The sequence below is a fragment of the Streptomyces formicae genome, from assembly GCF_002556545.1.
Classification (GTDB): Bacteria; Actinomycetota; Actinomycetes; order Streptomycetales; family Streptomycetaceae; genus Streptomyces; species Streptomyces formicae_A.
The window spans coordinates 1,329,075-1,355,693 of sequence record NZ_CP022685.1 but is presented as its reverse complement, the minus strand read 5'-3'; the positions used below and the strand labels follow the sequence as shown (position 1 = coordinate 1,355,693).

Below are 26,619 nucleotides of genomic sequence, written 5' to 3'. Positions count from 1 at the left end.
GAGGGGGCGGTACGCCCGAAATCGGCGTCCATCCCCCTCGGCCTGTCGCGCACGATCTTCGTAACTTCTTTCGAGACCCTAGCGGGACGAGGATGGGGATGAGGCGGGATTACTCAACTGGAGGCGTAAGTGCAAGCGGAGCCGGGGCCGATGGCCGGTTCTTTTCCCACGGGTGGGCCCTCGCGACGGACCCTCCGGGACGAGACGCTGCTCGTCCTGGCGCTCTCACTCGGCGCGAGCGGCGTGTCCGCGCTGATCAGCTTTGTCGGATCGGTCACCAAACCGGGCGGTCTCAAGGACCAGGCGGCCACCATGAACGCCTCGGCGGCGCCGGGTCGCCCGTGGCTCGATCTCGCGTGGCAATTGTTCGGTATCACCAGTGCGTTGGTGCCGGTCGCGCTCGTCGCGCACTTCCTGCTGCGCGAGGGGAGCGGCTTCCGGGCGATCGGGTTCGACAGGACGCGGCCGTGGCCGGACCTGGGGCGCGGCACCGCGATCGCCGCGGTGATCGGCAGCATCGGGATCGCCTTCTACCTGGCGGCGCGCGGCCTCGGCTTCAACCTCACGGTGGTGCCCGAGGCGCTGCCCGACGTGTGGTGGAAGTACCCCGTCCTGGTGCTCTCCGCGGTGCAGAACGCGGTCCTCGAAGAGGTCATCGTGGTCGGCTACCTGCTGCGCAGGCTGGGGCAGTTGGGGTGGACGCCGATGGCCGCCCTGGTGGGCAGTTCCGTGTTGCGCGGCTCGTACCACCTGTATCAGGGCATCGGCGGGTTCCTCGGGAACGTGGCGATGGGCGTGGTCTTCGCGCTGCTCTACCGCAGGTGGGGGCGGGTCGGGCCGCTGGTGGTCGCGCACTCCCTGCTCGACATCGGGGCGTTCGTCGGGTACGGGCTGCTCGCGGGGAAGGTGGGGTGGCTGCCTACGCCTTCGTAGGCAGCGCCCGGTTCTGCGTACGTCGGTGTCAGGTGCTCCGTAGGGCACGTTCAGGCGAGGAGATCGCCCTCGATGACCGTGACCGCGTGGCCGGTCAGCAGGGTGCGGTCGCCGCGCAGCCGGGTTCGGACCAGGCCGGTGCGGGGCGAGGCCTGCAGGCCCGTCAGGTCCGTGCGGCCGAGGCGCTCTGACCAGAACGGGGCGAGGGCCGTGTGGGCGCTGCCCGTCACCGGGTCCTCGTCGATGCCGACGCGCGGGAAGAAGCAGCGGGAGACGAAGTCGTAGCCGCGCGAGGGGTCTTCGGTCCTGGCCGTGGCGATGACGCCGCGCTCGGAGTGGTGGACGAGCGCCTTGTGGTCGGGGGTGAGAGCGCGGACCGTCTTCTCGTCGGCGACCTCGACGAGGAGGTCGCCGATGAGGCGGCCGGTGTCGTACACGGAGAGCGGCTCCGCGCCGAGCGCTTCCGCGACGCCGTCGGGCGCGTCGGTCGCCACGAGGGCCGCGGTCGGGAAGTCGAGGGTGAGGGAGCCGTCCTCGTGGGCGGTCGCGGTGAGGATGCCGCTGCGGGTGGCGAAGCGGATCGGGCCGGGGCCGGTGTCCGCGCCGGCGGCACGGGCGGCACCCGTGGTGTGCAGGACGTGGGCCGTGGCCAAAGTGGCATGGCCGCACATGTCCACTTCGGTGGCGGGCGTGAACCAGCGCAGCGCCCAGTCGGCGTCGCCGCCCTCGGGGAGGCGGTGGGCGAAGGCGGTCTCCGCGTGGTTGACCTCCTTGGCCACGTGCTGCAGCCAGGCGTCGTCGGGGAAGGCGTCGAGGAGAAGCACTCCGGCCGGATTGCCCGCGAAGGGGCGGTCGGTGAAGGCGTCGACGATGCGGATGCGGTGCGAGTTTGTCGGCATGTGTCGACGGTAGGAGGCCAATGGGGCGGCGGCCAAGGCCAATTCAGGGTTAGTGGACTTGTTTCTGGGGGCTTCCTTCTTGTCTGGGAGCGGCCGTCCCTCTCTGCCCGGGAGCGGGCGAGGGATACGGCGACGCCCTGGGCACCGCTCCTCGGCGCCCAGGGCGTGGGTGTCGTCCGCTCCCTTCCCCTTGCCTATCCGTGCTGGCCCACCTTGTAGTCGCCCGCGGGCTGCTGGGTCATGACGTTCATGCGGTTGAAGGCGTTGATCAAGGCGATGATGCCGACCAGGGCGGTGAGTTCGTCCTCGTCGTAGTGCTTGGCGGCGTTCGCCCACGCCTCGTCGGTCACGCCACCGGCCGCGTCCGCGATGCGGGTGCCCTGCTCCGCCAGTTCCAGGGCGGCGCGCTCGGCCTCGGTGAACACGGTGGCCTCGCGCCAGACGGCGACGAGGTTGAGGCGCAGCGCGGTCTCCCCGGCGTGCGCGGCCTCCTTGGTGTGCATGTCGATGCAGCCCGCGCAGCCGTTGATCTGGCTGGCGCGGATCTTCACCAGCTCCTGTGTGGCGCCGGGCAGCGTCGACTCCGTGAGTGCGCCGTGGGCCGCGATGATGTGCTTGAGGGCCTTGGCCATGTGCGGGCTGGCGAGGGGGTTCAGACGGGCTTCCATGCTGCGCTCCTGGGGTATCGGCCGTGCGGTTCTCGGTGCGTACGCCTGATAGACGGAGCGGGCGCGGTCAGTTGTGACATGGCCGGATGTGGCGTGCGTCTCGTGCGGTGCGCCAGTCCCGGTTCGCTCACGCGGCCGAGTGTTTCGCCGGAGCGGCTAAGCGTTCCGATGGTGCTGGTCGCCCGCCTGCTCCAAGGCGGCTTCGTAGGCGTGCAGGGCGGAGATGACCGTGGCGCGTTCCGCGGGGTCGAGACCGCGCATGACGCCTTCCCAGGCGGAGGCGCTGCCGGAAAGCCATTCGCCGATGGGCGCGGCGTAGGCCGGGGCGATGGCGACGATGCGGCGGCGGCGGTCGGTGGGGTCGGCGGTGCGTTGCAGGACGCCCGGCCGTGACAGCTCGCTGACCATGAGGCTGACGGTCGTCGGAGCCACCTCAAGCCGGGCGGCCAGGTCGTTGACGCTGGTGGGGCCGTCGTACTCCAGGTGGGCCAGCAGCGCGAGATGCCGCGGCGCCAGGTCGAGGCCCTGGAGCGCCGGAGGGATGGGCAGGCGCTTGGCGCGGCCGACGAGCCGTGGCATGAGCAACAGCAGCGTACGGACGGCTTCGTCGACGGCTGGGCCGTCCGGTTCCGTGGACATCAACGACCTCTTCCAGATACCTTTGAAAACAAAGGCTTTAACTACAAAGGGAACGAGGTCTACTATGCCGCATCTGACCGCCCACCTCGCAGAGGACAGGCTGGCCGGGAATGAGCCCGCGCTCATCGCCGCGCTGACCGACGCCGTCGTCAGCGTCTATGGCGAATGGGCTCGCGATCTCGTGAGCGTCCGCCTGGCCGGAGTCCCCGCAGGCCGTTTCGCGCAGGGCGGCAAGGCCGTGGACACGAATGTCTCGGTGGTCCTGGGGGTCCGCGCCGGAGTCTTCGACCGCCCTGACGCCGCCCGGATCACCGCGCGGCTCGGCGCCGCGCTCACCGACGCGATCACGCGCGTCGTCGGGGATGACCTCCGCGCCGGGACCATGGTCGAACTCGTCGCGTCACCGCAGGAGCGCACCTTCGTGGGTGGCGCCCTCGCCGTGTGAGCCCTTCCGTCTCTGCGGGGGGTTGTCAGTCGAACTCTTCCGATATATCGTTGAGACATCGCGACAGGTTCGCGACTGATCAAAGATCGAACTTCCACCGTGAGTGGATCACGGTGGACCCAGCAGAGAATCAAGGAGTGATCGCTATGCGTTCCCACGGTTTTGAACACGAGCACGGACGTGGCCGCCGCGGCGGCCCCCAGGGCCGCGAAGGTTTCGGCCGAGAAGGATTCGAAGGGCGGCGCGGGGCGTTCGGCCCGTTCGGCCCCGGCTTCGGGGGCCCCGGTGGTCCTTGGGGCGGCGGCGGTCGAGGCGGTCGCGGCGGCCCGCGCGGCAGGGCGAGGCGCGGCGACGTACGCGCGTCGATCCTGGCGCTTCTGAAGGACCGCCCCATGCACGGCTACGAAATGATCCAGGAGATCGCCGAGCGCAGCGGCGGGGCGTGGAAGCCCAGCCCCGGTTCCGTCTACCCGACCCTCCAGCTCCTGGAGGACGAGGGCCTCATCAGCAGCGCGAGCGAGGGCGGCAAGAAGCTCTTCTCGCTCACCGAGGCCGGGACCGAGGCGGCCGAAGAGGGCCCCGACGCGCCCTGGGAGGAAGCCGGACGCGGAGTCGACTGGGACACGCTGAACGAGATCCGGCAGGCCGGTTTCGGTCTGATGGAGGCGTTCGGCCAGGTCTGGAAGACCGGCAGCAAGGAGCAGCGCGAGAAGGCGCTCACGGTCATCAACGACGCCCGCAAGAAGCTGTACCTGATCCTCGCCGATGAGGACTGAGGTGGTCGGGGCCGACGGCCCCCACCGCAGATGAGGCGCCCCGCACGCATGGTGTGGGGCGCTTCGTCGTACGGCGCGTCGTCGTACTGTGCCTCGTCGTGCCGTGCGTCGTCGTGCTGCGCGTCAGGTGACCAGGCCCCGCAGTTTGCGCAGCGACTCGTCGAGCGCGGCGGTCGCCGAGTCCTTGAGCTTGCCCGCCATGAGGGAGACGGCGGCGCCGGTGAACTCGCCTTCGATGCGGACCAGTGTGGCCGTTCCTTCGGGGGAGAGCGTGTAGCGGGTGCCGACGTTGACGCCCATCGGGCCCTTGCCCCTGATGCCCAGGGTGCGAGCGGTCTCCAGCTCTTCGATGGTCCAGTTCACCTCGGCGGGGAAGCCCATCAGCTTCATGTTCTCGGCGAAGGTGCCGCCCACTTCCAAGGTGGTCGGGCCGCCCTGGGGGAAGCTGGTGTGCGTGGAGTTCCACTCGCCGTACGAGGAGAAGTCGGTGAGTTGGGCCCAGACCTTCTCGGCGGGGGCGTCGATCCGTGCTTCCGCGCTGACTTCGGCCATGCGGCACCTCTTCCCGTCGGGTGCTGCGACGGCCGCAGCTACGGTGTCGCGGAACGTAGCGGCAGGGCCTGGAACATTCAATACTGATGAACCGTCAGATCTATTCGGTGCGGGGGTGGGGTAGTGTTCCCTTGCCCCGCGACGGACGCGGGCCACGGCTCTGGGAGGTGAGACCCATTACCGCAGTAGTTGGTCGGGTGCTCTCCTTTCGCGACCGCGCGGTTCACCCGGCATAGGTGACCGAGGGAGCCCCATCGGGATCCCGGAAGGTTTTCTTCGCATGTCGGTATCAGAGTCTTCTCCGGCTTCGGCCGTTTCTCGTTCGTCTTCGTCCCCTTCTCCGTCCGCTTCTCCGTCCGTGTCGTCCCCCGCCGTCGTCGCCGCGTTGCGTGCCGCCGGGTGCGTCTTCGCCGAGGACGAGGCGGAATTGCTCCTCTCCGCGGCGCGCACCCCGGCCGAACTGTCCGCCATGGTGGAGCGCAGGGCGAGCGGACTGCCCCTCGAACACGTCCTTGGCTGGGCCGGGTTCCGCGGACTGCGGATCGCGGTGGACCCCGGGGTCTTCGTCCCGCGCCGCCGCACCGAGTTCCTCGTCGAGCGGGCCATCGCGCTCGCCGGAGACGGAGACGGGACGGGAGCCGGGACCGGCCCCAGACCCGTCGTCGTCGATCTATGCTGCGGATCCGGCGCGCTCGGCGCCGCGCTCGCCGCCGCCCTCGGCCCCGTCGAGCTGCACGCCGCCGACATCGACCCCGCGGCGGTGCGCTGCGCACGCCGCAACGTCGCGGCCGCCGGGGGCACGGTCTACGAGGGCGACCTCTACGACCCGTTGCCCGCCGCGCTCCGCGGCCGCGTCGGCATCCTGCTGGCCAACGTCCCGTACGTCCCCACCGAAGAGGTCGGCCTGCTGCCCGCCGAGGCGCGCGTGCACGAGGCGCGGGTGGCGCTCGACGGCGGCAGGGACGGCCTCGACGTGCTGCGCAGGGTGACGGCGGAGGCGGCCGAGTGGCTGGCGCCCGGTGGCCATCTGCTGTTCGAGACGAGCGAGGGCCAGGTCGCGGCGGCGCGCGGGGCCGTCGAGCGCGCGGGGCTCGTGGCGCGGGTGGTCGAGGACGAGGAGTTGTACGCGACAGTGGTCGTCGGCACCCGGCCCTAGCGAGGCGGGGCCTCAGCCGACCCGTCGTATCTCCGCAGCGTCGAAGAGGTCCGACGCCCTCGGGAACGGGCCCTCGTCATGGCAGTGCCAGGCTTCCCAGAACAGGTCGGCGGGCAGTGCGTCCTCGGGTGCGTACACCCGGTAGACGTACTGCCTGCCGTCGATCGCCGGCAGGGCGACCATCCAGGACCTGCTCTCCATGCTTATGGGACGAGTGCCACCGCGCGATGGTTGCCCGCCGGGCGTGAGGCAAGGCGGCGCGCGCCCCTGGATGAAGATCGGGTGGATCTCATCCGTAAGGAGGACAACCGACGGAGGAGTGCCCAACTTGTGTCGGACGCGAAGATGCTCCCCGCCGCCGATGCATATGCCCGTGGGGGTTGATGTGGTGGGAGAGTGCAAAGCCGTACCCCGCCGGGCGCCGAGCCCGGCTCCCCCCGCGCAGAACTCGACTCCCGGCTCAGTGCTGAGCTGACGTCGGTGGTGGCCGGCGCGCGCCGGCGCGCGGTGCGTGACGGGGACCGGCAGATCGACACCGCGCACCTCCTGCATTCCCTGCTCGAATCCGACCCGGCGGTCCGCGCCGTCTTCGAGGACGGCGGACAGGTCGTGCGGCTCCTCGGCTATCTTGTGCAGCGCAGCATCGGCTACGGCCTCCAGTGGCAGGGCACCGTCGAGGACTCCGGCGCGGTGCCGATGGTCACGGCGGTGAAGGAGGCGGGCTGGTCGCCCGCCGCCGCCACCGCGATGGAGATGGCCCTGGACCGCGCCGAACTGCGCGGCGACCCGCGCGCCCTCGGCATCGACCTGCTCGCGGGTCTCGCCGCCGACCCTGAGTGCCGTGCGGTCGAGGTCCTCGGACGGGCGGGGGTCGACGTGCCGCGCCTGCTGGCCCGGGTCGAGGCCGGATGCCAGGAGTACGCCGAGGAGTACGGCACGGGCTCCTGACCCGCCCTTCCCTGCACTCCACGAGCCTTCCCCGCACTCCACGAGCGGTGCCCGTCCCGGCACAGGCGTGCGCGTCCGCCGATTGAGACAGGCGCCATCAGGGGTGACGCTCATGACGCCTCCTGCCATGATGTGCCGGTGCAAGCGGCTCAGGGGAATCAGGGGACAGTGGAGAACCGGGGGAGAGGCGTCGGACTGGGGCTCGCCCTGGTGGCGGCGATCGCCTTCGGTGGCTCCGGCGTCGCGGCGAAGCCGCTGATCGAAGCGGGTCTCGACCCGCTCCACGTGGTGTGGTTGCGGGTGGCGGGCGCCGCCCTGGTGATGCTGCCCGTGGCCTGGCGCCACCGCGGTCTCCTGCGGAGCAGGCCCGCGCTGCTCGCCGGGTTCGGCCTCCTCGCCGTCGCGGGCGTCCAGGCCTGCTACTTCGCCGCTCTCTCGCGCATTCCCGTCGGTGTCGCGCTGCTCATCGAATACCTCGCCCCGGCGCTCGTCCTCGGCTGGGTGCGCTTCGTGCAGCGGCGGCCCGTGACCCGCGCGGCCGCCCTCGGCGTGGTGCTCGCGGTCGGCGGGCTCGCCTGCGTCGTGGAGGTGTGGTCCGGGCTGAGCTTCGACGTCGTGGGGCTGCTGCTCGCGCTCGGCGCGGCCTGCTGTCAGGTCGGCTACTTCATCCTCTCCGACCAGGGCAGCGACGCGGGTGACGACGCCCCCGATCCGCTGGGTGTCATCGCGTACGGACTGCTCGTCGGCACCGCAGTGCTGACCGTCGTCGCGCGCCCGTGGGGCATGGACTGGTCGGTGCTCACGGGGCACGCCGACCTGAACGGCACGACCGTCCCCGCCTGGCTGCTGCTCGGCTGGATCGTGCTCGTCGCGACGGTCGTCGCCTACGTCACCGGGGTGCTGTCGGTGCGCAGGCTCTCGCCCCAGGTCGCGGGCGTGGTGGCCTGCCTCGAAGCCGTCGTGGCGACCGCCCTGGCCTGGATCGTGCTCGGGGAACACCTGTCCGCGCCGCAGATCGTCGGGGGCGCGGTCGTGCTGGTGGGAGCGTTCATCGCCCAGGTCTCCGCGCCGCCGAAGCCCGTGCGATCCGCGGAGTCCATGGAGCTCGCGAGCAGCTCGCACTCTTCGGAGACAGGCGGAGTTCCGGCACCCGAAACGGAGTTGTCGCGCAGTGGCAACGCCTCCTAGGGTGCGACTCATGCACGCACGAGCGCTCGTTCTTCCGCCTCCCGCCGCGTAGCGCGGGGCACCTCGAGGATCACGCCCAGGCCGGTGGCCGGGCGGAACGGTGCTGCCCGCAGACGGAGCCCAGAGCCCATCTCTTCTGCGGAGAACTTCTCGTGTCGAACGCCATTGCCACTCCCGGCCTGCCCGTCGGGCGTGGCCTCCTCTCTCTGATCGTCGCCGGAATCGCCTGGGGCACCGCAGGTGCCGCCGCGTCGCTGGTCTTCCAGGACAGCGACATGGGGCCGGTGAGCCTCTCCTTCTGGCGCTGTGCGGGCGGCTTCCTGCTGCTGCTCGCCGCGCGTACGGTGCGCTCGCGCCGGACCAGGACGTACAAAGCGGCCGCCGGTGAGCCGTTGGGTCGCAGGATCCGGCGGATCGCCGTGACGGGCGTGGCCCTCACGGTGTTCCAGACCGCCTACTTCGCGGCCGTGCAGGAGACCGGCCTCGCGGTCGGCACCGTCGTCACCATGGGATCGGGGCCCGTGCTCATCGCGCTCGGTGCCCGATTCGCCATGGGGGAGCGGCTCGGAGGCGGCGGAGTGGTCGCCGTCGTGGGCGCCCTCGCCGGTCTGGTGGTGCTCGTGCTCGGCGGAGGTGACGCGGCCGTGCGGCCCGTCGGCGTGGTGTGGGGGCTCGTCTCCGGGGCCGCCTACGCGGCGATGACGCTGGTCACCCGGTGGTGGGGGCGGGACGGCGGCGCCGACTCGTCCGACACCACGGTCTGGGCGTTCGCCGTCGTCTCGCTCTGCCTGCTGCCGCTCGCCGCGGCCGAGGGGCTCGTGCCGCACACCGCGGAACCGGCGCGCGTGGGCGTCTACTTGCTGTACATCGCGGCCGTCCCGACAGCGGTCGCGTACGCCCTGTACTTCGCGGGTGCGGCCGTCGTGCGCTCCGCGACCGTCTCCGTGATCATGCTCCTCGAACCGGTGAGCGCCGCGGTCATCGCGGTCGTACTGCTCGGCGAGGAACTGACGGTGGCGACCGTGGCGGGCACCGTGCTGATGCTGGCCGCGGTGACGGGACTCGCCGTCGCGGAGGCGCGAGGGGCCGTGGCCGCGCGGCGGGTCGTGGCACCGGCGTAGTCGACACGGCGGGGCACGCGCAGGGCACGCGCGCGTGGCGGGCGGTTCCGGGGGCACGTTCTCTTCTTACGGAGAACGTGCCCCTGGAACCGGGAGCACCGTCAGGCCAGGTAGTCCGGCACCTCGATGCCGGGGGCGAGGTCGGCGGCGGGGATCAGGGCGTCGTAGCCCTTGCGCAACGGGACGACACCGGCCCAGTGCGAAAGGTCCATGTCCTCCGGCTCGTCGTTGGGGCCGCCGGTGCGCGCCTTGGCCGAGACCTCGTCGAGGTCGAGCCGGAGCACGGCGGTCGCCGCGAGCTCCTTGGCGTTGGCGGGGCGCGAGTCGGCGGTGCGGCCCGGCACCACGTGGTCGACCAGCGCGTCGAGCGCGGCCCGCTTCTCCTCGGGGTCCGTGACCTGGTGGGCGGTTCCGTGCACCACTACGGAGCGGTAGTTGATCGAGTGGTGGAAGGCGGAGCGGGCCAGCACCAGGCCGTCGACGTGCGTCACCGTCAGGCAGACCTGGAGGCCCGGGTCCGCCTGGTCCTTCCCGTCGCCCGCCATGCGCAGCGGTCGCGATCCCGTCGAACCGTGCACATAGAGGCGGTCGCCCACGCGTCCGTAGAGCGTCGGCAGGACGACGGGCGCCCCGTCGCGTACGAAGCCGAGGTGGCACACGTAGGCCTCGTCGAGTATCCGGTGGACCGACTCCTTGTCGTACGAAGCGCGTTCCTTCGAGCGGGTGGGGACGGTGCGGTCGGTCGGTGCGTAGGCGGCGCTGCCCTGCGAAGTGGTGTCCGTGGTGGTCTGCGTCGTCTGCATGGCCTCTCCCTGATGCTGCTTGCTCCGCGTGCTGTGCCGCGTGTTCGCCGTGGTGCGTGGTCGCTGTGGTGCGCTGCTCCAGTGCGTCGACTTGGCACTTCGATTGCACTAGTGCATAATGTGGTTTGTGCTAGGAGAGTATCCGATCAGAGGGCGACGCGCAGCCGAAATCGCCGCCAGCGTGGAGACGGCCGTGGGTGACGGCGGCCTCGAACCGGGGCAACTGCTGCCTCCCATGCGGGAGTTGGCGGAGCGCCTTGGGGTCAATCCCAATACCGTGGCGGCCGCCTATCGCACCCTGCGCGAACGGGGGGTGATCGAGACATCGGGGCGGCGCGGCAGCCGCGTCCGCCCCAAGCCCGCCACGACCGCCCGTGAGGCGATCCGGGTGGACGCGCCGCCCGGCGTGCGCAACGTCTCCCAGGGCAACCCCGACCCCCGGCTGTTGCCCGCCCTCGCCGACGTGTTCGCGGCGGCCGCGGCGCAGGGCGACAAGGAACCCGTCCTCTACGGAGAGGACGCGGTGGACGCGGACCTCGCCCGTCACGCGCGCGTGGCCTTCGACGCCGACGGTGTCCCCGACGGGCCCGTCGCCGTCACCTCCGGATCGCTCGACGCCATCGAGCGGGTGCTCGCCGCCCATCTCAAGCCCGGCGACGCGGTGGCCGTGGAGGATCCGGGCTGGGGCAGTCTGCTCGACCTCGTGTCGGCACTCGGCCTTCGCGCGGTCCCGGTCGGCGTGGACGACGAGGGGCCGCTCCCCGTCGACGTGGAACGAGCCCTTGCGGGCGGCGCCCGCGCGGCGATCGTGACGGACCGCGCCCAGAACCCCACGGGGGCCGCGATCGGCGCCGCACGCGCGCGTGCCCTGCGTGAGGTGTTCGCCGCGCACAAGGACGTGCTGCTCATCGAGGACGACCACGGCCACGGCATCGTCGACCTGCCGCTGCATCCACTGGCGGGCGTCACCCGCGGGTGGGCCCTGGTCCGCTCCACCGCCAAGGCGTACGGGCCCGACCTGCGGCTCGCGGTCCTCACCGGGGACCGGGTCACGGTCGACCGGCTCCAGGGGCGCCAGCGGCTCGGGCCGGGCTGGGTCAGCCTGATCCAGCAGCGCGCCGTGGTGCGGCTGTGGACCAGTGGCGCGGTGGACGCGCGCGCGGTGGCCGCCTCGTACGGGCGGCGCAGGGACGCGCTGATCGCGGCGCTCGCCGAGCGGGGTGTCCCTGCGTACGGGCGCAGCGGCATGAACGTGTGGATCCCGGTGCCGGACGAGACCGGGGCGGTGGCCCGACTGCTGCACTCCGGATGGGCGGTCGCCCCGGGGGCGCGCTTCCGGCTGAGTGCGCCGCCCGGTGTGCGGATCACCGTGGCGGCGCTCGCCGACGAGGACGTTCCGGTGGTCGCGGAGGCCGTCGCCGCCGCCACGGGGCCCGCTCCTGCGCGGCGTTACGACTGAGCGGGCGCGGTCGGCGCGCGGCGCGGCCGGGACTGGGTGAGCGCCGCGCCCGCCAGGACGATCACCGCGCCCACCGGCGTCGACCAGCTCAGGGACTCGCCGAGCACGGCGACGCCCGCGGCGGTCGCGATGACCGGGATGAAGTACGTGACCATCTGGGCGGTGGTCGGGCCGATCTCGGCGACCAGGGCGTACTGGAGCAGGAAGGCGAGCCCCGTGCCGATGGCGCCGAGTGCCACGATCGCCAGCAGCGGGACGACGGGGAAGTGCGTCGGCATCGAGGTGAACAGCGGCGTCACCACGGCCAGTTCGACCGTCGCGACGAGCAGCTGGGCGCCGGACAAGGAGAGGGTCGAGTGCCCCGACCTCGCCAGGGTGCGGCGCACGTAGATCCAGCCGATCGGGTAGCTGAGCGAGGCGAGGAGCGCCATCGCCGTGCCGCGAGGATCGAGTCCGCTGAAGCCCTGCCAGGCGCCGAGCACGGTGAGGACCCCGAAGAAGCCGATGCCGAGCCCCGCCACCCGGCGCCGCGTGGGCCGGTCTTCGGAGAGTGCGACCAGGGAGAGGGCCATGCCCCAGAGCGGTGACGTGGCGTTGCAGATGCCCGCGAGGGTGGACGGAATCGTCAGCTCCGCGTACGCGAAGAGCGAGAACGGCAGGGCATTGAGCAGGAACGCGGCGACGGTCAGATGTCCCCAGGTCCGCGCGCCGCGGGGCAGCCGTTGCCGCTTCGCGACGAGCACCGCGGCGATCACGATCGTGCCGAACGCCAGCCGCCCCAGCGTCACTTGGAAGGGCGCGTACCCCTGCGTGCCGACCTTGATGAGCAGGAAGCTGAAGCCCCAGATCAGCGACAGGACGCCGAAGCGGATGCGCCAGTCGAGCGTGCGGCGCCCTGGCGTCGCGGTGGCGGTGTCGGTGGCCTCATGGCCGGTCGCTGCGAGGGTCGAGGGCGTCGGGGGAGTCGGGGAAGCCGGGGCGATCGGTCGGGGCGGCGGCGGGGTGACGGTGCTCATGCGTCACACGATGCGTCCCACGATTTCGTAGCACAAGCGAGATTTCATGCCCGGTATCGCGTAGCATCGCTTACATGTTGAACCTGGAGCGGCTGCGCACCCTCGACGCCCTGGCCCGGCACGGCTCGGTGAGCGGAGCCGCCGCGGGCCTGCACGTCACGACGTCGGCGGTCTCCCAGCAGATGACCAAGCTGGAGCGCGAGGTGGGGCAGCAGCTCCTCGCCAAGAACGGCAGGGGAGTGCGCCTGACCGACGCCGGGCGCCTGCTCGCCGAGCATGCCGCGCGGATCCTCTCGCAGGTCGAGCTGGCCCAGGCCGATCTGGAGGAGCAGCGCGGCAAGGCGGTCGGCGAGCTGCGCATGTCGGCCTTCCCGACGGCCATGCGCGGCCTGATGCCCGCCACGCTGTCCGCCCTGCGCGCCGACCACCCAGGGCTGCGCGTCGGCTGTCACGAGATGGAGCCGCTGCCCGCGGTCGCCGCCGTGGTGCGCGGCGACATCGATCTCGCCGTCGTCCTCGACTGGTACAACAAGCCGATGCCGATCCCGGACGGCCTCGTCAAGGCCCCGCTCCTGGACGATCCCGCCGATGTCGCGATGCCCGCGGCGCACCCGCTCGCGGACCGCGCGGAGGTGGACCTGGAGGAGTTCGCGAACGACGAGTGGATCACCTGGGGAGAGGGCGAGTTCTGTCACGAGTGGCTCATGTTCACGCTGCGGGGCAAGGGCATGGAGCCCCGGATCGCGCACCGCGCGGAGGAGCACCACACCCAGCTCGCGCTGGTCGCGGCGGGGCTCGGGGTGTGCGTGGCGCCGCAGTTGGGGCGCGACCCGATGCCCGCGGGCGTGCGGACGGTCCCGGTGCGCCATCGGGTGCGGCGTCATGTGTACGTGGTGTGGCGCGCGGACGCCGACCGCCGCCCGTCGATCAGGGCGGCGGTGGAGGCGCTGCGGGGGGCGGGGGCGGGGCTTCGGTAGTCCTTCGGGGTGGGGCGGGTTTGCGTGTCTGGGTGTGCCGCGTTGTGTTGTCGGGTGGCTGCGGGGGCTTTGTGGATGGGCGCGCAGTTCCCCGCGCCCCTTGCGGGGCGTGCCCCGCTACAGGTCCGCCAGTTTTCTGAAGTCCCAGGAAGCGATCGCGTCCGGTGTCAGGCGGATCCAGGCGTGGCGGCCGTCGTGCGGCATCGCGTCGAGGCCGAACACCCGCTGGGCGAACAGCCGCTCAGGGGCGTCGAGTTCGGGGCACGGCTCGCCGCCGCGCGGTGACTCGCCGACGAACTCCACCGTGCCCGAGAGCTCGACGCCGCGCAGCTCCTCGTACGCCACCCCCGTGTCGACCACCACGGCGATCCGCTGGTCGTGGCGGAGATCGGACCAGCGCTTGCTGCGGGTGACCGAGTACAGCCACAGGGACGTGCCGTCCCAGACGAACCAGAGCGTGCTGACGTGCGGCGCGCCGTCGGGGGACACCGTCGCCACCCGGCAGGTGCGCTCCGTGGTGAGGAATTCGTCGAGCTCGTCCGGCGTCATCATGATGCGGCGGCCCCTGCGCTGTGTGACAGCCATGCGTCGTCCTCCCGTACCGAGTGGCATCTGACTGTGCGTCAGGGAATCATGCGGGCTCTTCCTTCGTGGCGCAATGGCCGTTAGCCTCCGCGGATTCCGGGCGCCGGATGTCCCGGACGTCCGCGATCCGCGACAGGGGAAGCCATGCCGTCGTACGAACAGCTCAGGGAACTCCTCGACCCGGCCACCACGGCCCTGTTGACCGTCGAGTGCCAGCAGGGCGTCGTGGGCACGGAGAGCGCGCTGCCGGAACTCGCCGAGCAGGCACGGACGTCGGGGGCGCTCGGCAACGTCGCGCGGCTGGTGGCCGGGGCGCACCGGAGCGGCGTACAGGTGCTGCACGCCGTCGCCGAGCGGCGGCCCGACGGGCGCGGCGCCAGCCACAACGCCCGGCTCTTCCGCGCGGCCGCGCGCCTTCCCGTGCAGCAGCTCTCCGGCACGAAGGCCGTCCGGATCGTCCCGCCGATCGAGGTGGCGGACGAGGACTTCGTCGTACGCCGACTGCACGGGCTTTCGCCCCTCGCGGGCACCGACGTCGACCCGCTGCTGCGCAACCTGGGCTGCCGCACGCTCATCGTCACCGGAGTCTCGGCCAACGTCGCCGTCCCGAACGCCGTGTTCGACGCGGTGAACCTGGGCTACAGCGCCGTCGTGCCCGCCGACGCCATCGCGGGAGTGCCCGCCGACTACACGCCGGTGATGGTCCGCAACACCCTCGCCCTGGTCGCCACCGTCACCACCACGGAGGACGTGCTCGACGCGTGGAAGCGGCCGCGCTGAGCCCCGTACGCGCAGGCGGGTCAGGCTACGCGCACGCGGGTCAGGCCAGCTTGATCGATTTGCCGTCCACCGAGATGTCCGCGGGCGGCAACGGACTCGGCGCCGGCGGGTGCTTCACACTGCCGTCGGCGATGCTGAACTTGCTGCCGTGGCAGGGGCAGTTGATGGTGCCGCCCTCGACGCTCGTCACCGGGCACCCTTTGTGCGTGCAGCGATTCGAGAACGCCTTGAACTCGCCCTTGGTGGGCTGGGTGACCACCACGCCCTCGTCCTTGAAGATCTTGCCGCCGCCCACGGGTATGTCCGAGGTGTCGGCGAGCACGGCCCCACCGGCACCGCCCTTCTCGGCACCGCCCTTCGCGGGCGCGGTCGACCCCGTGGACTCGGCGGAGTCATCGGCGTCACCGCCGCCGCACGCGGTGAGTGCGGCGGCGAGCCCCGCGGCGCCGAGCGTGGCCACGACGGTGCGGCGGCACGGTCCCGAGGGGGACGTGGCGTGACCGGAGGTGGGCATGTCGTGAGTCGTCATGCCCAGGGGTACGCATCCACGTGCCGCTTTGTTCACACGTTCAAGGTCTTTCCCAGGAAGTCCAGTTCGAGTCGCAGCAGGTTCGCCGCCACGTCCTCCCGGGTCACCAGATGGCTCGCCCCGGGCAGCGGCAGCACGGTGTGCGGCCGTCCTGCGGCCAGCAGCGCCGCGGAGAAGCGCAGCGTGTGGACCGGCAGCACATTGTCGTCGGACAGGCCGTGCACCAGCATCAGCGGCCGCTCCAGGCGGTGCGCGTGCGCGACCAGTGAGCACGTCTCGTACGCGGCCGCCTGGATGTCGGGGTGCCCGAGGTAGCGCTCCTTCCAGTGCGTGTCGTACAGGCGCAGATCCGTGGGGGCCGCGCCCGCCACCGCCGTGTGGAAGACGTCGGGGCGGTGCAGCACCGCGCCCGCCGCGAGGAACCCGCCGAAGGACCAGCCGCGGATGCCGACCCGCGCCAGGTCGAGATCGTCGGGGAAGTGCTCGGCTGCGGCGTGCAGCGCGTCCACCTGGTCGTCGAGCACCGGAGTCAACTGGTCGCCGTGCACCGCCTTCTCCCAGGCTTCGCCGCGCCCCGGTGTGCCGCGTCCGTCCGTGATCAGCACCGCGTAGCCCTGCTCCGCGAACCACTGCGCCACGATCGTCCACCACCCGCGCGCGTGGACCACGAGTTGGATTCCTGGACCCGCGTAGGGGCAGAGCAGCACGGGCAGCTTCGCGGAACCTGGCGCGTGCCAGGACGGCAGGTACAGCGTGCTGCGCAGTTCCCTCTTCCCGAGGGCGAGATGCCGGGGGCGGGGCATCACGACCGGCTCCTCCGCGAGCACCGCGATCCGCCCCGCCTGCTCGCCCCCGCGCAGCACGGTCACGCTCTGCCCCTCGGGTGTCCTGCTGTCCAGGACCACGGCGTCGCCCCCGACGGCGGCCGTGTGCACGCCGGGCCCTTCCGTGATCCGGCGCGGGGTCCCGGTACGGACTTCGGAATCGCCCGCGTCGTCCGCGAGGTCGAGCGACCAGACGTGGACCTCCGTGGACTCGTACGAGCCGGTGAACCACACCCGCTCGCCCGTGCCGCCGAGGACCTCACGGACGTGGAGGCCGGGCGGCGTCGAGGTGTTGCCCACCCGCAGCCCGCGCGTGTGCCCGGGGAGGCGCCAGGGCCGCACGAGACGGCCGCCGGCCAGGCGCAGCGGTGTGCCCGGCATCAGCTCCAGCCAGACGCGGTCCCGCTGGTGCGACACCATGCGCGCCCGGCCGGTCTCCGGATCGACCTCCAGGACGTACAGGGAGCGCTGGTCGCGGGTCTGCACGGTGACCAACGGACCGTGGGCGTCCCAGCACGCCGTCGGGACGTATTCGAAGGCGTCGTCCGTCCACTCGCCGTCGTCGTGGTGCTCCGACACCCGCTCCGGAGTACGCACCTCGGTCCGCGTCCCGTCCAGACGCAGCACATGCAGCGACGTCTCGGCGTTGGCGGTGCCCGCCGCCGGGTACCGGATCGCGCGCGGCGGCCGTTCGGGGTGAGCGGGGTCCGACAGCCACCAGCGCTGTACGGGGGAGGTGTCCACGCGGGCGACGAGCAGCGCGTCGCTCCCCGGAGACCACCAGAATCCCCGCTGCCTGCCCATGGACTCGGCCGCGACGTGGTCGGCGAGGCCGTACGTGATCTCCTCGTGCTCCGGTTCGGCGAGCGCCCGGTCCCCCGTCCCGTCGATGCCGACCACTCGCAGCGCGCCCCCGGTGACGTACGAGACGAGCGTCCCGTCGGGCGAGGGGCGCGGGTCGACCACGGGACCCGCCGTGCGGATCCTGCGCGGTGCGCCGCCCGCCGTTTCCACCACCCACAGGGCACCGCCCAGCGCGAAGGCGGCCACGCGCGCGTGGAGGTCGGTCGCGAAGCCCACCACTCCTTGTGACGCTTCCCGCGCGCGCTCCCTGCGTACCCGCTCCGCCTCGGGCACCGGCCCCGCGCCGCCGAGAGCCAGCGGATCCACGAGCAATCGCTCGGCCCCGTCCTCGAACACCCACAGCCTGCCGACGGGATCGTCGCCCGCCGTGGAGCGTACGAAAAGGACCCGCTCGCCGTCCGGGGAGACCGTGAATCCCCGTGGGACGCCGAGCGAGAAGCGCCGGGTGCGGGCGAACTGGCGAGGAAGGTCGGGGGAGTCCATGCCGGGCACTGTAGGCAGCGGGGCGGGTGATCGAACAGCGTGTCTCCGGCAGTAATCTGAGCCCATGCTCACCGAAGTCACCGCGGTCCGGTACGTCACCCCCCTGCGGGAGGGCGGATCGCTGCCCGGGGTCGTCGAGACCGCTGACGACCAGGGCGCGTACGCGACGTACGTCATGAAGTTCACCGGCGCGGGACAGGGGCGCAAGACGCTGGTGGCCGAGGTGGTCTGCGGGGAGCTGGCGCGCAGGCTCGGGCTGCGGATGCCGCGGCTCGTCCAGATCGAACTCGACCCGGTGATCGGCCTCGGGGAGCCCGACCAGCAGGTGCAGGAGCTGCTCAAGGCCAGCGGCGGACTCAACCTCGGCATGGAGTTCCTCTCGGGCGCGCTCGGCTTCGACCCGCTCGCCTTCGCGGTGGATCCGGTGGAGGCGGGCCGTGTCCTCTGGTTCGATGCCCTGATCAACAACGTGGACCGGTCCTGGCGCAACCCCAACCTGCTCCGCTGGCAGGGCGACCTGTGGCTCATCGACCACGGCGCGAGCATGATCTGGCACCACAACTGGCGCACGGCCGAGACCGCGGCCGCCAAGCCGTACGACGCGTCCGACCACGTCCTCGCCCCCTTCCGGCCCGACGTGGCGGCCGCCGCCGAGCGCCTCGCGCCGCTGGTCACCGAGGAGCTGCTCGCCGAGGTCACCGCTCAGGTGCCCGACGCGTGGCTGGTGGACGAGCCCGGCTTCGCGACGCCGGACGACGTGCGGCGCGCCTACGCGGCGACGCTGCTGCCGCGCGCCAAGACCATCCACGAGCGGATCACCCTGCCGGGGACCGACCTGAAGGGCGCCACGAAGTGACCGAGCAGAGCGCGCCCGAGCGCCACGTCTTCGAGTACGCGCTGGTGCGCGTGGTGCCGAGGGTCGAGCGCGGCGAGCAGTTCAACGCGGGCGTGGTGGTGTACTGCCGCGCCAAGTCCTACGTCGGCGTCCGTACGCACCTGGACGAGGCCAAGCTGCGGGCCCTTGACCCCGAGGCCGACGCGGACGGCATCCGGGCCGCCCTCGGCGCCGTCGAGCGGATCTGCGAGGGCGGCGAGGCGGCAGGACAGGCCGAGCGCGACGAGGCGGGCCGCCGCTTCCGCTGGCTGATCGCGCCGCGCTCCACGGTGGTCCAGCCGGGCCCCGTGCACACCGGTCTCACGGCGGATCCCGAGGCCGAGGCGGACCGTCTCCTCGGCCTGCTCGTCAGGTGAGCCCCGACCCGCGCGGCAGGGAAAGAACCACAGCGTGCACCACAGCCTCCTGTGAGCCGTTGACACCCGGTGCCAGGGCTTCTAGCGTCTCGTCCAGCTGAAGGTACTAAGCGGTCGCTCACCATCGGGGCGTACCGTGGAGCCGCACCCCAAGGGCGAGGAGAACCAGCATGTCCAGCACTGAGCAGCGCGTCGCGATCGTGACCGGAGGCGCACGAGGCATCGGCGCGGCGACCGCCGTACGGCTCGCCGCCGAGGGCCGTGCCGTGGCCGTCATCGACCTCGACGAGGCCGCCTGCAAGGACGCCGTCGCGCAGATCACCGCGGCCGGTGGCAAGGCGCTCGCCGTCGGCTGCGACGTGTCCGACGAGGCCCAGGTCGAGGCCGCCGTGGCCCGCATCGCCCAGGAACTCGGCGCGCCGACGATCCTCGTCAACAACGCCGGTGTCCTCCGCGACAACCTCCTCTTCAAGATGAGCGCGGGCGACTGGGACACGGTCATGAACGTGCACCTGCGCGGCGCGTTCCTGATGTCCCGTGCCGTCCAGAAGCACATGGTGGACGCCACGTTCGGCCGGATCGTCAACCTCTCCTCGTCCTCGGCGCTCGGCAACCGCGGCCAGGTCAACTACGCGGCCGCCAAGGCCGGTCTGCAGGGCTTCACCAAGACCCTCGCCAAGGAGCTCGGCAAGTTCGGCGTCACCGCCAACTCGGTGGCCCCCGGCTTCATCGTCACCGAGATGACCAAGGCCACCGCCGACCGCGTCGGCATGGACTTCGAGGAGTTCCAGGCCGCGGCCGCCACCCAGATCCCGGTGCAGCGCGTCGGCCGCCCCGAGGACATCGCCAACGCCATCGCCTTCTTCACGGGCGACGCGGCGGGCTTCGTCTCGGGCCAGGTCATGTACGTCGCCGGTGGCCCGCTCAACTGACCTGGAAGGCAGAGATCATGGCAGTGCAGGACGGAACGACAGTGCGGGACAGCGGGAAGGCCGCGCTCGTCACGGGTGCGAGCCGAGGCATCGGATACGGCATCGCCGAGGCCCTGGTCGCCCGCGGCGACCGGGTCTGCATCACCGGACGCAACGAGGACGCCCTGAAGGAGGCCGTCGAGAGGCTCGGCTCCGACCGGGTCATCGGCGTCGCGGGCAAGGCCCACGACGAGGCGCACCAGGCGGTCGCCGTCGAGCGCGCCATGGAGGCGTTCGGCCGGGTCGACTTCCTGGTCAACAACGCCGGTACGAATCCCGTGTTCGGGCCGATGGCCGACATGGACCTCAACGTGGCGCGCAAGGTCTTCGAGACCAATGTGATCTCCGCGCTCGGCTTCGCGCAGCAGACCTGGCGGGCCTGGCAGAGCGAGCACGGCGGCGCGATCGTGAACATCGCCTCCGTCGCCGGTGTCTCCCCCTCGCCCTTCATCGGGGCGTACGGGATGAGCAAGGCCGCCATGGTCAACCTCACCCTTCAGCTTGCGCACGAGTTCGCGCCGAAGGTGCGCGTGAACTCCATCGCGCCCGCGGTCGTCAAGACCAAGTTCGCCCAGGCGCTCTACGAGGGCCGCGAGGAGGAGGCGGCGGCCGCCTACCCGCTCGGCAGGCTCGGCGTGCCCGAGGACATCGGCGGCGCCGCCGCGTTCCTCACCTCCGCGCAGTCCGACTGGATCACGGGCCAGACGCTCGTGGTCGATGGCGGCATCTTCCTCAATGCGGGCGTCGGCTGACGAAGGCCGCACAAGGGGGGAGTACGCCGCCAAAAGCGACGTACGCGCGCGTACACACGCATCAAGTGCCCCGTCGGCGCCCGGAGTTGGCCCGACGGGGCACTGCGATATTGTCTCCCGACCCCCCCCTGACATGGCCGACCGAGGAGCGTGCGCGTGTTCAGTGAAATTCCCCGTGCGAAGAGGATGAGGGGTCGGCGCCAGGTGGCGGCGCTCGTGTCGATATCCCTGCTGGCGGGCTGCGGGGTGCTGTCCTCCGAGGGGTCCGACGAGGAGGAGCGGATCACTGTCGGCACGATGAGCGCGCCCAGCACGCTCGACCCCGCGAAGGCGTGGGACAGCTCCTGGGAGCTCTACAGAAACGTTTTTCAAACCCTCCTCAGTTTCCCCTCGGGGGCCACCGAGCCCGAGCCGGACGCGGCCGAGTCCTGTGGGTTCAAGGACTCCTCCAGTACGGTCTTCACCTGCGAACTCCGCGAGGGACTGCGGTTCTCCGACGGCGACGAGCTGGACGCGGCGGCTGTGAAGTACTCCTTCGACCGCATGCGCACCCTCGACGAGAAGAAGATCGTCAAGGGCGGTCCCATGGGACTGCTCGGCTCGCTCGACAAGGTCGAGACCAAGGGGAAGCGGACCGTCATCTTCCGGCTCAAGAAGCCGGACGCCACCTTCCCGTTCGTGCTCGCCACCCCGGCCATGTCGATCGTCGATCCGCAGGAGTATCCGGCGGACCGTCTTCGCGAGGGCAACGAGATCACCGGCTCCGGTCCGTACACGCTCCAGGCGTACGCGCGCAACGAGAAGGCCGAGCTGCTCAAGAACGACCGCTACAAGGGCGCGGCCGACATCAAGAACGTCGCCGTCACCATCCGCTACTTCAAGAAGTCGTCCGCGATGGTCGACGCCCTCAAGGCGAAGCAGATCGACGTGACGTTCCGCGGCCTCGACTCGCAGGACATCGTCACCATGCAGGGCAGGGGGCGGCGCGAGCAGGACATCGAGCTGGTGGAGGGCGCGGGCACCGAGATCCGCTACCTGGTGTTCAACACCAAGGACCCGTGGATCAGGAAGCTGCCCGTGCGGCGCGCCTTCGCCCAGGTCATCGACCGAGGGGCGATCGCCCACAACATCTACAAGGACACCGTCGAGCCGCTGTACTCGATGGTCCCCAGGGGGCTCACCGGCCACGCCACCGGGTTCTTCGACGAATACGGGAACCCCAGTGCCGCCAAGGCCAAGCGGATCCTCACCCAGGCGGGCATCAACGAACCCGTCCCGCTCACCCTCTGGTACACGTCCGACCGCTACGGCTCCGCGACCGCGAAGGAGTTCGCCGAACTCAAGCGACAGCTGGAGGCGTCGGGACTCTTCAGGATCACGCTCAAGAACCGCCCCTGGACCGAGTTCCAGGAGGGCTACAGCAAGGGCGAGTACCCCGTATTTGGCCGGGGCTGGTTCCCCGACTTCCCCGACGCGGACAACTACATCGCGCCCTTCGTCGGCCCCGAGAACGTGCTCAACACGCCCTACCCGTCCCGGGAGATCACCGATCAGCTGCTGCCGCGCGAACGCAGGGAGGAGGACCGCGGCGCCGTGATCGGCGACTTCGAGCGGGCCCAGGAGATCCTCGTCGACGACGTGCGGCTGCTCCCGCTGTGGCAGGGCAAGCAGTACATCATGTCCAGCGAGGAGATCGCGGGCGGCGAGCGGGCCCTGGATCCCTCGGCGATCATGATGATGTGGGAGTTGCAGCGGAAGACCAGCTGGTAGGCGCCGGGATCGGTGGGCGGCGTGCGACCGGCCCGGGCGTTCGGGGCAGCGGGTCGATTGTCAGTGGGCGCCGGTAGGTTCTGTGGTGAGAAGTGACCGCACACCGGAGGTTGTTGACGTGACCGACATCGCCATGCTGCCCGCGTCCTGGCGCGGAGTCCTCGGCGAGGAGCTGCAGAAGCCCTACTTCAAGGAGCTCACCGAGTTCGTCGAGGAGGAGCGGGCGAAGGGCCCCGTCTTCCCTCCGCGTGACGAGGTCTTCGCCGCTCTCGACGCGACGCCGTACGACCGGGTGAAGGTCCTGGTCCTCGGCCAGGACCCGTACCACGGCGAGGGCCAGGGGCACGGTCTCTGCTTCTCCGTGCGCCCCGGTGTGAAGACCCCGCCCTCCCTGCGGAACATCTACAAGGAGATGAAGGAGGAGCTCGGCCACCCCGTGCCGGACAACGGCTATCTGATGCCGTGGGCCCAGCAAGGCGTCCTGCTCCTGAACGCGGTGCTCACGGTCCGCTCCGGAGAGGCCAATTCCCACAAGGGCAAGGGCTGGGAGAAGTTCACGGACGCGGTGATCCGCGCGGTGGCCGAGCGGCCCGACCCGGCCGTCTTCGTGCTCTGGGGGAACTACGCGCAGAAGAAGCTCCCCCTCATCGACGAGGAGAAGCACGTGGTCGTGAAGGGCGCGCACCCCTCGCCGCTCTCCGCGAAGAAGTTCTTCGGCTCGCACCCCTTCACGCAGATCGACGCGGCGGTGGCCGCGCAGGGGCACGAGCCGATCGACTGGCGGATCCCCGACATCGGCTGAGCTCAGCCCTCAAGGGCGTAGTCGAGGGAGTACGGGGAGGTGGGCTGCCCGCCCTGCGCGGTGAACGAACCGGTGCCGGTGAGCCCCTTCAGCTCGCCGGTCGCCGAGTCCGGCAGCACGGTGAGGGCGCAGTCGATGCCGCCGTCGGCACGGAAGGCGCCGCGCTGCTCGATGACGAACGACCCCGTGCGGCCGTCGAGCGTGCCGTCGATGAACTCGTAGCCGACGAAGGAGCCGACCGTCTCGCTCGTGTACGCGATGGTGTACTCGCACGAGGTGCCGGTCGCCTCGATGCCGCCCGCGTAGTCGTTGGTGACGGCGGCGTGCGCGATGCGGGCGCCCCCGTCCGCTCCGGCCACGGGCTTCTCGTCCCAGTGGGCGAAGGTGAACGTGCCGGTGATCTGTGTGGGCATGGTGTCCTCTCGGTGTGGAGGGCCCCTGGTGGGCCGCTCCGGAGAAGATCCTCGCGGGTGTACCTGACACCTTCTGTCAGGTACCGGTGCAGACTTGGCGGATGCGTGCCGACCGGCTTCTCGCCCTCCTCCTGCTGCTCCAGAACCGAGGGCGCATGAGCGCGCCCGAACTCGCCGAGGAGCTGGAGGTCTCGGTCAGGACCGTCTACCGGGACGCCGAGGCGCTCGCCGCCTCCGGGGTGCCCGTGTACGCGGAGCGCGGCCCTGCGGGCGGTTTCCGGCTCCTCGACGGCTACCGCACACGGCTGACCGGGCTCACGGACGACGAGGCCGACTCCCTCGCCCTCGCGGGCATGCCGACGGCCGCGGCCGAGCTTGGACTCGGCGCGGAACTGGCCACCGCTGAGCTCAAGTTGGCCGCCGCGCTGCCCGCGGGCCTCGGCGAGCGCTCCCGGCGCATCCAGGAGCGCTTCCACCTCGACGCGACCGCGTGGTTCCGCACCGCCGAACCCGCGCCGCTCCTTGCCCAGGTCGCCGACGCCGTGTGGCGCAGGCGGCTGCTGCGGGCGCACTACCGGCGCTGGGGCGGCGAGACGCAGCGCGTGCTGCATCCGCTGGGCCTCGTCCTCAAGGCGGGCAACTGGTACCTGGTGGCGTCCGCCGACGGCGTCGTACGGACGTATCGGGTGTCGCGGTTCCTCGAACTGACCGTGACGGAGGAGGAGTCCGCCGGGCGCCCCGAAGGCTTCGACCTCGCGGCGTACTGGGAGGAGGCGTCGCGCGGCCTGGAGGCGCGGGTGCTGCGCGGCACGGCGCGGCTCAGGGTCTCTCCCGCCGGTCTTCGGCTGCTGCCCGCGCTGTTCGGGGCGGCGGGGGACAGGGCCGTGGCCGGGGCGGGCGAGGCCGACGCGGACGGCTGGGCCGAGGTGGACCTCGACGTGGAGGAACTGCGGGTCGCGGTGGCCGACATCCTCCGTCTGGGTCTGGAGGCCGAGGTGCTCGGGCCACCGGAACTCCGCGAGGAAATGACGAGGTGCGTCACCGGCCTGGCCCAGCGGTACGCGTGAGCGCCCCGCCCGCGAACGTGCCTGACCGCGATTGTCAGTGGCTGCCGCTAGCGTCGTGGGCGACGGGCGGACGAGTGCGGAGGACGCGGTGACGGAACAACGGGAGCAGACGGCGGAGGACGCCATGATGACGCGCATCGGGCAGGCGGTCATGCTGCATCACGGCGGGGACCGCGAGGAGGCGCAGGGCCGCTTCCTCGTCCTGTGGGGGGAGATCGGCGAGGACGGCGACCCGCTGCACCGCTGCACGCTCGCGCACTACATGGCGGACACGCAGGAGGACCCCTCGGCCGAACTGGCGTGGGACCTGCGGGCGTTGTCGGCGGCGGACGAGCTGACCGACACGCGGCTGAACCAACACCACCAATCCCTCGCCGTGCGCGGGTTCTACCCCTCCCTGCACCTCAATCTGGCCGCGGACTACGTGAAGCTCGGGCGGCCGGGTGCTGCGCGCAGCCATCTGCGCCGGGCGCGCGGGGCGGTCGGTTCGCTGGGGGACGACGAGTACGGGAACGGCATCAAGACGGCCATCGCGCGCCTCGAGCGGGAGGTGGGGGAGGGGAGCGAGGAGGAGTGACCGGCAGTTTCGCGGAGTCGGTGACGGGTCATCAGCGACCGTATGTCTCACGGCAGATGACCGCCTGGGGGCTGGCGGGATCCCAGCCGCCGTAGGTCTCGCCGAGCGTGCACGCGTTCGCTCCCGGCGCGGCGTCTCCGGTGGCGGGAGCGGGGCGGGTGGCGCCCGCGTCGGGCCGGGGCGAGGCGGGCCCGCGCACCGGGACCGGCGCCGGACGTGCGGGGCGGGGAGCGCGGGCCGGGGCGGCGGCGGGGGCGTCGGCTCGGGGTGCCTTCATCGTCGGGCGCGTGTGGGGGCCCGGGGACTCCGTGGACGGTGACGGGTCCATGCGCTCCAGCGCCTCTCTGGCGGGGGCCTGCACGATCTGCGGACGGCTCCTGCCGTCGGTCCGTGCCGCGCTGGGCATCGCCGTCGCCCCTGCCGGTTCGGTGGGGGCGGGCCGCGCGACGCTCACGCATCCGGTGACAGTGGCCGAAACGGCCACGGAGAGCAGGAGCGCGGCGGTGGTCGTCGATCGATGCACCCGGCCAACTCTGCGATGCGCGCGGCCGGTCGGGGTGCGAACGGGGGGAGGTTGCCCCGCACGGGTGACGGTGACGGTGACGGGGCGCGTGCCGGGGCCGGGCGCTGGCCCCCCTCACCTCTCCAGCATCCCCCGCAACAACTCGTCGAGCCCCGCCCGCAGCTCCTCCTCCGTCGGGACCGCCGCGTGGAACGAACCCGCCACGCACGAGAACATCAGGCCGTCGCACCAGGCCACCAAGGAGAGCGTGTGCCGTTCGGGAGCCGATGAGCCCGCCGCGCGGAGCAGCGCTTCCAGGGGCTCTCTGAACTGCCTGCCCGCCGCGTCGTAGTACGCGCGGAGCTCCGGCCTGCGTGTCGCCTCGAGGGCCAATTCGTAGCGCGATACGAGCAGTTCGCGCGAGTCCCCGGTCAAGTAGCGGTGCAGGGCCAGGGCCAGGGCGCCGGTCAGGGCGGCGCGACCCTCGACGGGGTCCGGCATCTCGGTCGGCGTCAGGATCACCGCCTCGCGTTCCGCCTGGCGGCGCACCGCCGTCTCCAGGAGGGCGAGCCGGGTGCGCGCGTGATTGGACGTGGAGCCCTGCGGAAGCCCCGCCGCCTCGTCGACGGCCCGGTGCGTGAGGCCGCGCATGCCGCGCTCGGCGAGGAGGGCGAGCGCCGCGTCGGCGATCAGTTCGGTGCGGGATGCCCCCGCGCTGCGTACGGACATGGGGGAACCCTATCGCCCTCGACTACATCTGTAGTACGTTCCTCCTGTCGCTCACTACAGGTGTAGTTAAAAGCGGCCCGAGCACTGCTGAGTACGCCTGAGCGCTGCTGAGCACCATGAAGCACGACGGAGGAGTAGCC

General features: G+C 71.5%; 31 protein-coding genes. 18 read left to right on the top strand and 13 right to left on the bottom strand.

All coding sequences use genetic code 11. From position 1 onward, the window contains the following. Nucleotides 1–129: 129 nt before the first annotated feature. Entirely contained in the window at nucleotides 130–933 is an 804-nt protein-coding gene (locus KY5_RS05500; protein ID WP_098241147.1) for a CPBP family intramembrane glutamic endopeptidase, read from the top strand. Nucleotides 934–983: 50 nt separating this feature from the next. Here KY5_RS05500 and KY5_RS05495 read toward each other — a convergent pair whose 3' ends face one another. The 3 genes from KY5_RS05495 to KY5_RS05485 all read right to left on the bottom strand — a co-directional run bounded on the left by KY5_RS05495 (nucleotide 984) and on the right by KY5_RS05485 (nucleotide 3,139). Next, a complete protein-coding gene (locus KY5_RS05495; RefSeq protein WP_098241146.1) occupies nucleotides 984–1,832 on the bottom strand; it encodes a PhzF family phenazine biosynthesis protein in 849 nt (282 codons plus the stop codon). A gap of 194 nt (nucleotides 1,833–2,026) precedes the next feature. Continuing rightward, nucleotides 2,027–2,500: a carboxymuconolactone decarboxylase family protein gene (locus KY5_RS05490; RefSeq protein WP_098241145.1), complete on the bottom strand. Its 474-nt coding sequence runs from the start codon at nucleotides 2,498–2,500 to the stop codon at nucleotides 2,027–2,029. A 156-nt stretch (nucleotides 2,501–2,656) separates the two neighbouring features. Further along, nucleotides 2,657–3,139 (bottom strand): MarR family winged helix-turn-helix transcriptional regulator, encoded by a 483-nt coding sequence (locus KY5_RS05485; protein WP_098241144.1) that lies wholly within the window; start codon nucleotides 3,137–3,139, stop codon nucleotides 2,657–2,659. Between the two features lie 64 nt (nucleotides 3,140–3,203). Between KY5_RS05485 and KY5_RS05480 the strand changes: the two genes are divergently transcribed. Together KY5_RS05480 and KY5_RS05475 are read left to right on the top strand one after the other, a co-directional pair. Continuing rightward, nucleotides 3,204–3,584 carry a tautomerase family protein gene (locus tag KY5_RS05480; protein ID WP_098241143.1) on the top strand — a complete coding sequence of 127 codons (381 nt, stop codon included), beginning with the start codon at nucleotides 3,204–3,206 and terminating at the stop codon, nucleotides 3,582–3,584. A 146-nt stretch (nucleotides 3,585–3,730) separates the two neighbouring features. Beyond that, nucleotides 3,731–4,360: a PadR family transcriptional regulator gene (locus tag KY5_RS05475; RefSeq protein ID WP_098241142.1), complete on the top strand. Its 630-nt coding sequence runs from the start codon at nucleotides 3,731–3,733 to the stop codon at nucleotides 4,358–4,360. Between the two features lie 123 nt (nucleotides 4,361–4,483). Here KY5_RS05475 and KY5_RS05470 read toward each other — a convergent pair whose 3' ends face one another. Further along, nucleotides 4,484–4,912 carry an SRPBCC family protein gene (locus tag KY5_RS05470; RefSeq protein WP_098241141.1) on the bottom strand — a complete coding sequence of 143 codons (429 nt, stop codon included), beginning with the start codon at nucleotides 4,910–4,912 and terminating at the stop codon, nucleotides 4,484–4,486. Between the two features lie 280 nt (nucleotides 4,913–5,192). On the opposite strand from KY5_RS05470, the gene KY5_RS05465 reads away from it, so the two are divergent. Then, a complete protein-coding gene (locus KY5_RS05465) occupies nucleotides 5,193–6,068 on the top strand; it encodes a putative protein N(5)-glutamine methyltransferase (RefSeq protein WP_098241140.1) in 876 nt (291 codons plus the stop codon). A 12-nt stretch (nucleotides 6,069–6,080) separates the two neighbouring features. On the opposite strand, the gene KY5_RS42090 is transcribed toward KY5_RS05465, so the two are convergent. Beyond that, a complete protein-coding gene (locus KY5_RS42090; protein ID WP_199842945.1) occupies nucleotides 6,081–6,269 on the bottom strand; it encodes a hypothetical protein in 189 nt (62 codons plus the stop codon). Nucleotides 6,270–6,464: 195 nt separating this feature from the next. On the opposite strand from KY5_RS42090, the gene KY5_RS05455 reads away from it, so the two are divergent. The 3 genes from KY5_RS05455 to KY5_RS05445 all read left to right on the top strand — a co-directional run bounded on the left by KY5_RS05455 (nucleotide 6,465) and on the right by KY5_RS05445 (nucleotide 9,325). Next, nucleotides 6,465–7,016, top strand: a complete 552-nt coding sequence (locus KY5_RS05455) for a Clp protease N-terminal domain-containing protein (protein WP_098241138.1) — start codon at nucleotides 6,465–6,467, stop codon at nucleotides 7,014–7,016. 168 nt (nucleotides 7,017–7,184) lie between these two features. Then, complete coding sequence (locus KY5_RS05450) at nucleotides 7,185–8,204, top strand: EamA family transporter (RefSeq protein WP_098241137.1); 1,020 nt, start codon at nucleotides 7,185–7,187, stop codon at nucleotides 8,202–8,204. Nucleotides 8,205–8,356: 152 nt separating this feature from the next. Beyond that, nucleotides 8,357–9,325: a DMT family transporter gene (locus KY5_RS05445; protein WP_098241136.1), complete on the top strand. Its 969-nt coding sequence runs from the start codon at nucleotides 8,357–8,359 to the stop codon at nucleotides 9,323–9,325. A gap of 101 nt (nucleotides 9,326–9,426) precedes the next feature. Here KY5_RS05445 and KY5_RS05440 read toward each other — a convergent pair whose 3' ends face one another. Then, a complete protein-coding gene (locus tag KY5_RS05440; RefSeq protein ID WP_098241135.1) occupies nucleotides 9,427–10,128 on the bottom strand; it encodes a pyridoxamine 5'-phosphate oxidase family protein in 702 nt (233 codons plus the stop codon). A 127-nt stretch (nucleotides 10,129–10,255) separates the two neighbouring features. Between KY5_RS05440 and KY5_RS05435 the strand changes: the two genes are divergently transcribed. Beyond that, a complete protein-coding gene (locus tag KY5_RS05435) occupies nucleotides 10,256–11,587 on the top strand; it encodes an aminotransferase class I/II-fold pyridoxal phosphate-dependent enzyme (protein ID WP_098241134.1) in 1,332 nt (443 codons plus the stop codon). Here KY5_RS05435 and KY5_RS05430 read toward each other — a convergent pair. Continuing rightward, complete coding sequence (locus KY5_RS05430; protein WP_098241133.1) at nucleotides 11,578–12,603, bottom strand: DMT family transporter; 1,026 nt, start codon at nucleotides 12,601–12,603, stop codon at nucleotides 11,578–11,580. The two genes, KY5_RS05435 and KY5_RS05430, sit on opposite strands and share 10 nt — an antisense overlap. Before the next feature lie 74 nt (nucleotides 12,604–12,677). Between KY5_RS05430 and KY5_RS05425 the strand changes: the two genes are divergently transcribed. Further along, nucleotides 12,678–13,580 (top strand): LysR family transcriptional regulator, encoded by a 903-nt coding sequence (locus tag KY5_RS05425; protein WP_098241132.1) that lies wholly within the window; start codon nucleotides 12,678–12,680, stop codon nucleotides 13,578–13,580. A gap of 117 nt (nucleotides 13,581–13,697) precedes the next feature. On the opposite strand, the gene KY5_RS05420 is transcribed toward KY5_RS05425, so the two are convergent. Beyond that, nucleotides 13,698–14,165, bottom strand: coding sequence for a pyridoxamine 5'-phosphate oxidase family protein (locus KY5_RS05420; protein WP_098241131.1), 468 nt, complete (start codon nucleotides 14,163–14,165; stop codon nucleotides 13,698–13,700). Nucleotides 14,166–14,309: 144 nt separating this feature from the next. Between KY5_RS05420 and KY5_RS05415 the strand changes: the two genes are divergently transcribed. After that, nucleotides 14,310–14,945 (top strand): cysteine hydrolase, encoded by a 636-nt coding sequence (locus tag KY5_RS05415; protein ID WP_098241130.1) that lies wholly within the window; start codon nucleotides 14,310–14,312, stop codon nucleotides 14,943–14,945. A 40-nt stretch (nucleotides 14,946–14,985) separates the two neighbouring features. Here KY5_RS05415 and KY5_RS05410 read toward each other — a convergent pair whose 3' ends face one another. Next, nucleotides 14,986–15,474: a Rieske (2Fe-2S) protein gene (locus KY5_RS05410; RefSeq protein WP_098241129.1), complete on the bottom strand. Its 489-nt coding sequence runs from the start codon at nucleotides 15,472–15,474 to the stop codon at nucleotides 14,986–14,988. A 32-nt stretch (nucleotides 15,475–15,506) separates the two neighbouring features. After that, a complete protein-coding gene (locus KY5_RS05405; RefSeq protein WP_098247071.1) occupies nucleotides 15,507–17,645 on the bottom strand; it encodes a S9 family peptidase in 2,139 nt (712 codons plus the stop codon). 64 nt (nucleotides 17,646–17,709) lie between these two features. Between KY5_RS05405 and KY5_RS05400 the strand changes: the two genes are divergently transcribed. From KY5_RS05400 to ung, 6 genes are all read left to right on the top strand, one after another. After that, entirely contained in the window at nucleotides 17,710–18,501 is a 792-nt protein-coding gene (locus tag KY5_RS05400) for a HipA family kinase (protein WP_098241128.1), read from the top strand. Further along, complete coding sequence (locus KY5_RS05395; protein WP_098241127.1) at nucleotides 18,498–18,896, top strand: DUF3037 domain-containing protein; 399 nt, start codon at nucleotides 18,498–18,500, stop codon at nucleotides 18,894–18,896. Before KY5_RS05400 ends, KY5_RS05395 begins: the two co-directional genes overlap by 4 nt. 170 nt (nucleotides 18,897–19,066) lie before the next feature. Further along, nucleotides 19,067–19,828 (top strand): 3-oxoacyl-ACP reductase FabG, encoded by a 762-nt coding sequence (gene fabG, locus KY5_RS05390; RefSeq protein WP_098241126.1) that lies wholly within the window; start codon nucleotides 19,067–19,069, stop codon nucleotides 19,826–19,828. Nucleotides 19,829–19,845: 17 nt separating this feature from the next. Next, complete coding sequence (locus tag KY5_RS05385; protein ID WP_098241125.1) at nucleotides 19,846–20,619, top strand: SDR family oxidoreductase; 774 nt, start codon at nucleotides 19,846–19,848, stop codon at nucleotides 20,617–20,619. A 186-nt stretch (nucleotides 20,620–20,805) separates the two neighbouring features. After that, on the top strand, nucleotides 20,806–22,389 hold the full coding sequence (locus KY5_RS05380) for an ABC transporter substrate-binding protein (protein WP_098241124.1): 1,584 nt from the start codon (nucleotides 20,806–20,808) through the stop codon (nucleotides 22,387–22,389). Between the two features lie 118 nt (nucleotides 22,390–22,507). Beyond that, entirely contained in the window at nucleotides 22,508–23,191 is a 684-nt protein-coding gene (ung, locus tag KY5_RS05375) for a uracil-DNA glycosylase (RefSeq protein WP_098241123.1), read from the top strand. Between the two features lie 2 nt (nucleotides 23,192–23,193). On the opposite strand, the gene KY5_RS05370 is transcribed toward ung, so the two are convergent. Continuing rightward, entirely contained in the window at nucleotides 23,194–23,604 is a 411-nt protein-coding gene (locus KY5_RS05370) for a DUF3224 domain-containing protein (protein ID WP_098241122.1), read from the bottom strand. A 101-nt stretch (nucleotides 23,605–23,705) separates the two neighbouring features. Between KY5_RS05370 and KY5_RS05365 the strand changes: the two genes are divergently transcribed. Further along, nucleotides 23,706–24,671, top strand: coding sequence for a helix-turn-helix transcriptional regulator (locus KY5_RS05365; protein WP_098247070.1), 966 nt, complete (start codon nucleotides 23,706–23,708; stop codon nucleotides 24,669–24,671). A gap of 88 nt (nucleotides 24,672–24,759) precedes the next feature. After that, the gene (locus KY5_RS05360) at nucleotides 24,760–25,248 is read left to right on the top strand and encodes a tetratricopeptide repeat protein (protein ID WP_098241121.1); all 489 of its coding nucleotides are present in this window, start codon (nucleotides 24,760–24,762) and stop codon (nucleotides 25,246–25,248) included. Nucleotides 25,249–25,279: 31 nt separating this feature from the next. On the opposite strand, the gene KY5_RS05355 is transcribed toward KY5_RS05360, so the two are convergent. Together KY5_RS05355 and KY5_RS05350 are read right to left on the bottom strand one after the other, a co-directional pair. Further along, nucleotides 25,280–25,771, bottom strand: a complete 492-nt coding sequence (locus KY5_RS05355) for a hypothetical protein (RefSeq protein ID WP_098241120.1) — start codon at nucleotides 25,769–25,771, stop codon at nucleotides 25,280–25,282. A 114-nt stretch (nucleotides 25,772–25,885) separates the two neighbouring features. Next, complete coding sequence (locus tag KY5_RS05350) at nucleotides 25,886–26,479, bottom strand: TetR/AcrR family transcriptional regulator (RefSeq protein WP_098241119.1); 594 nt, start codon at nucleotides 26,477–26,479, stop codon at nucleotides 25,886–25,888. Nucleotides 26,480–26,619 lie beyond the last annotated feature (140 nt).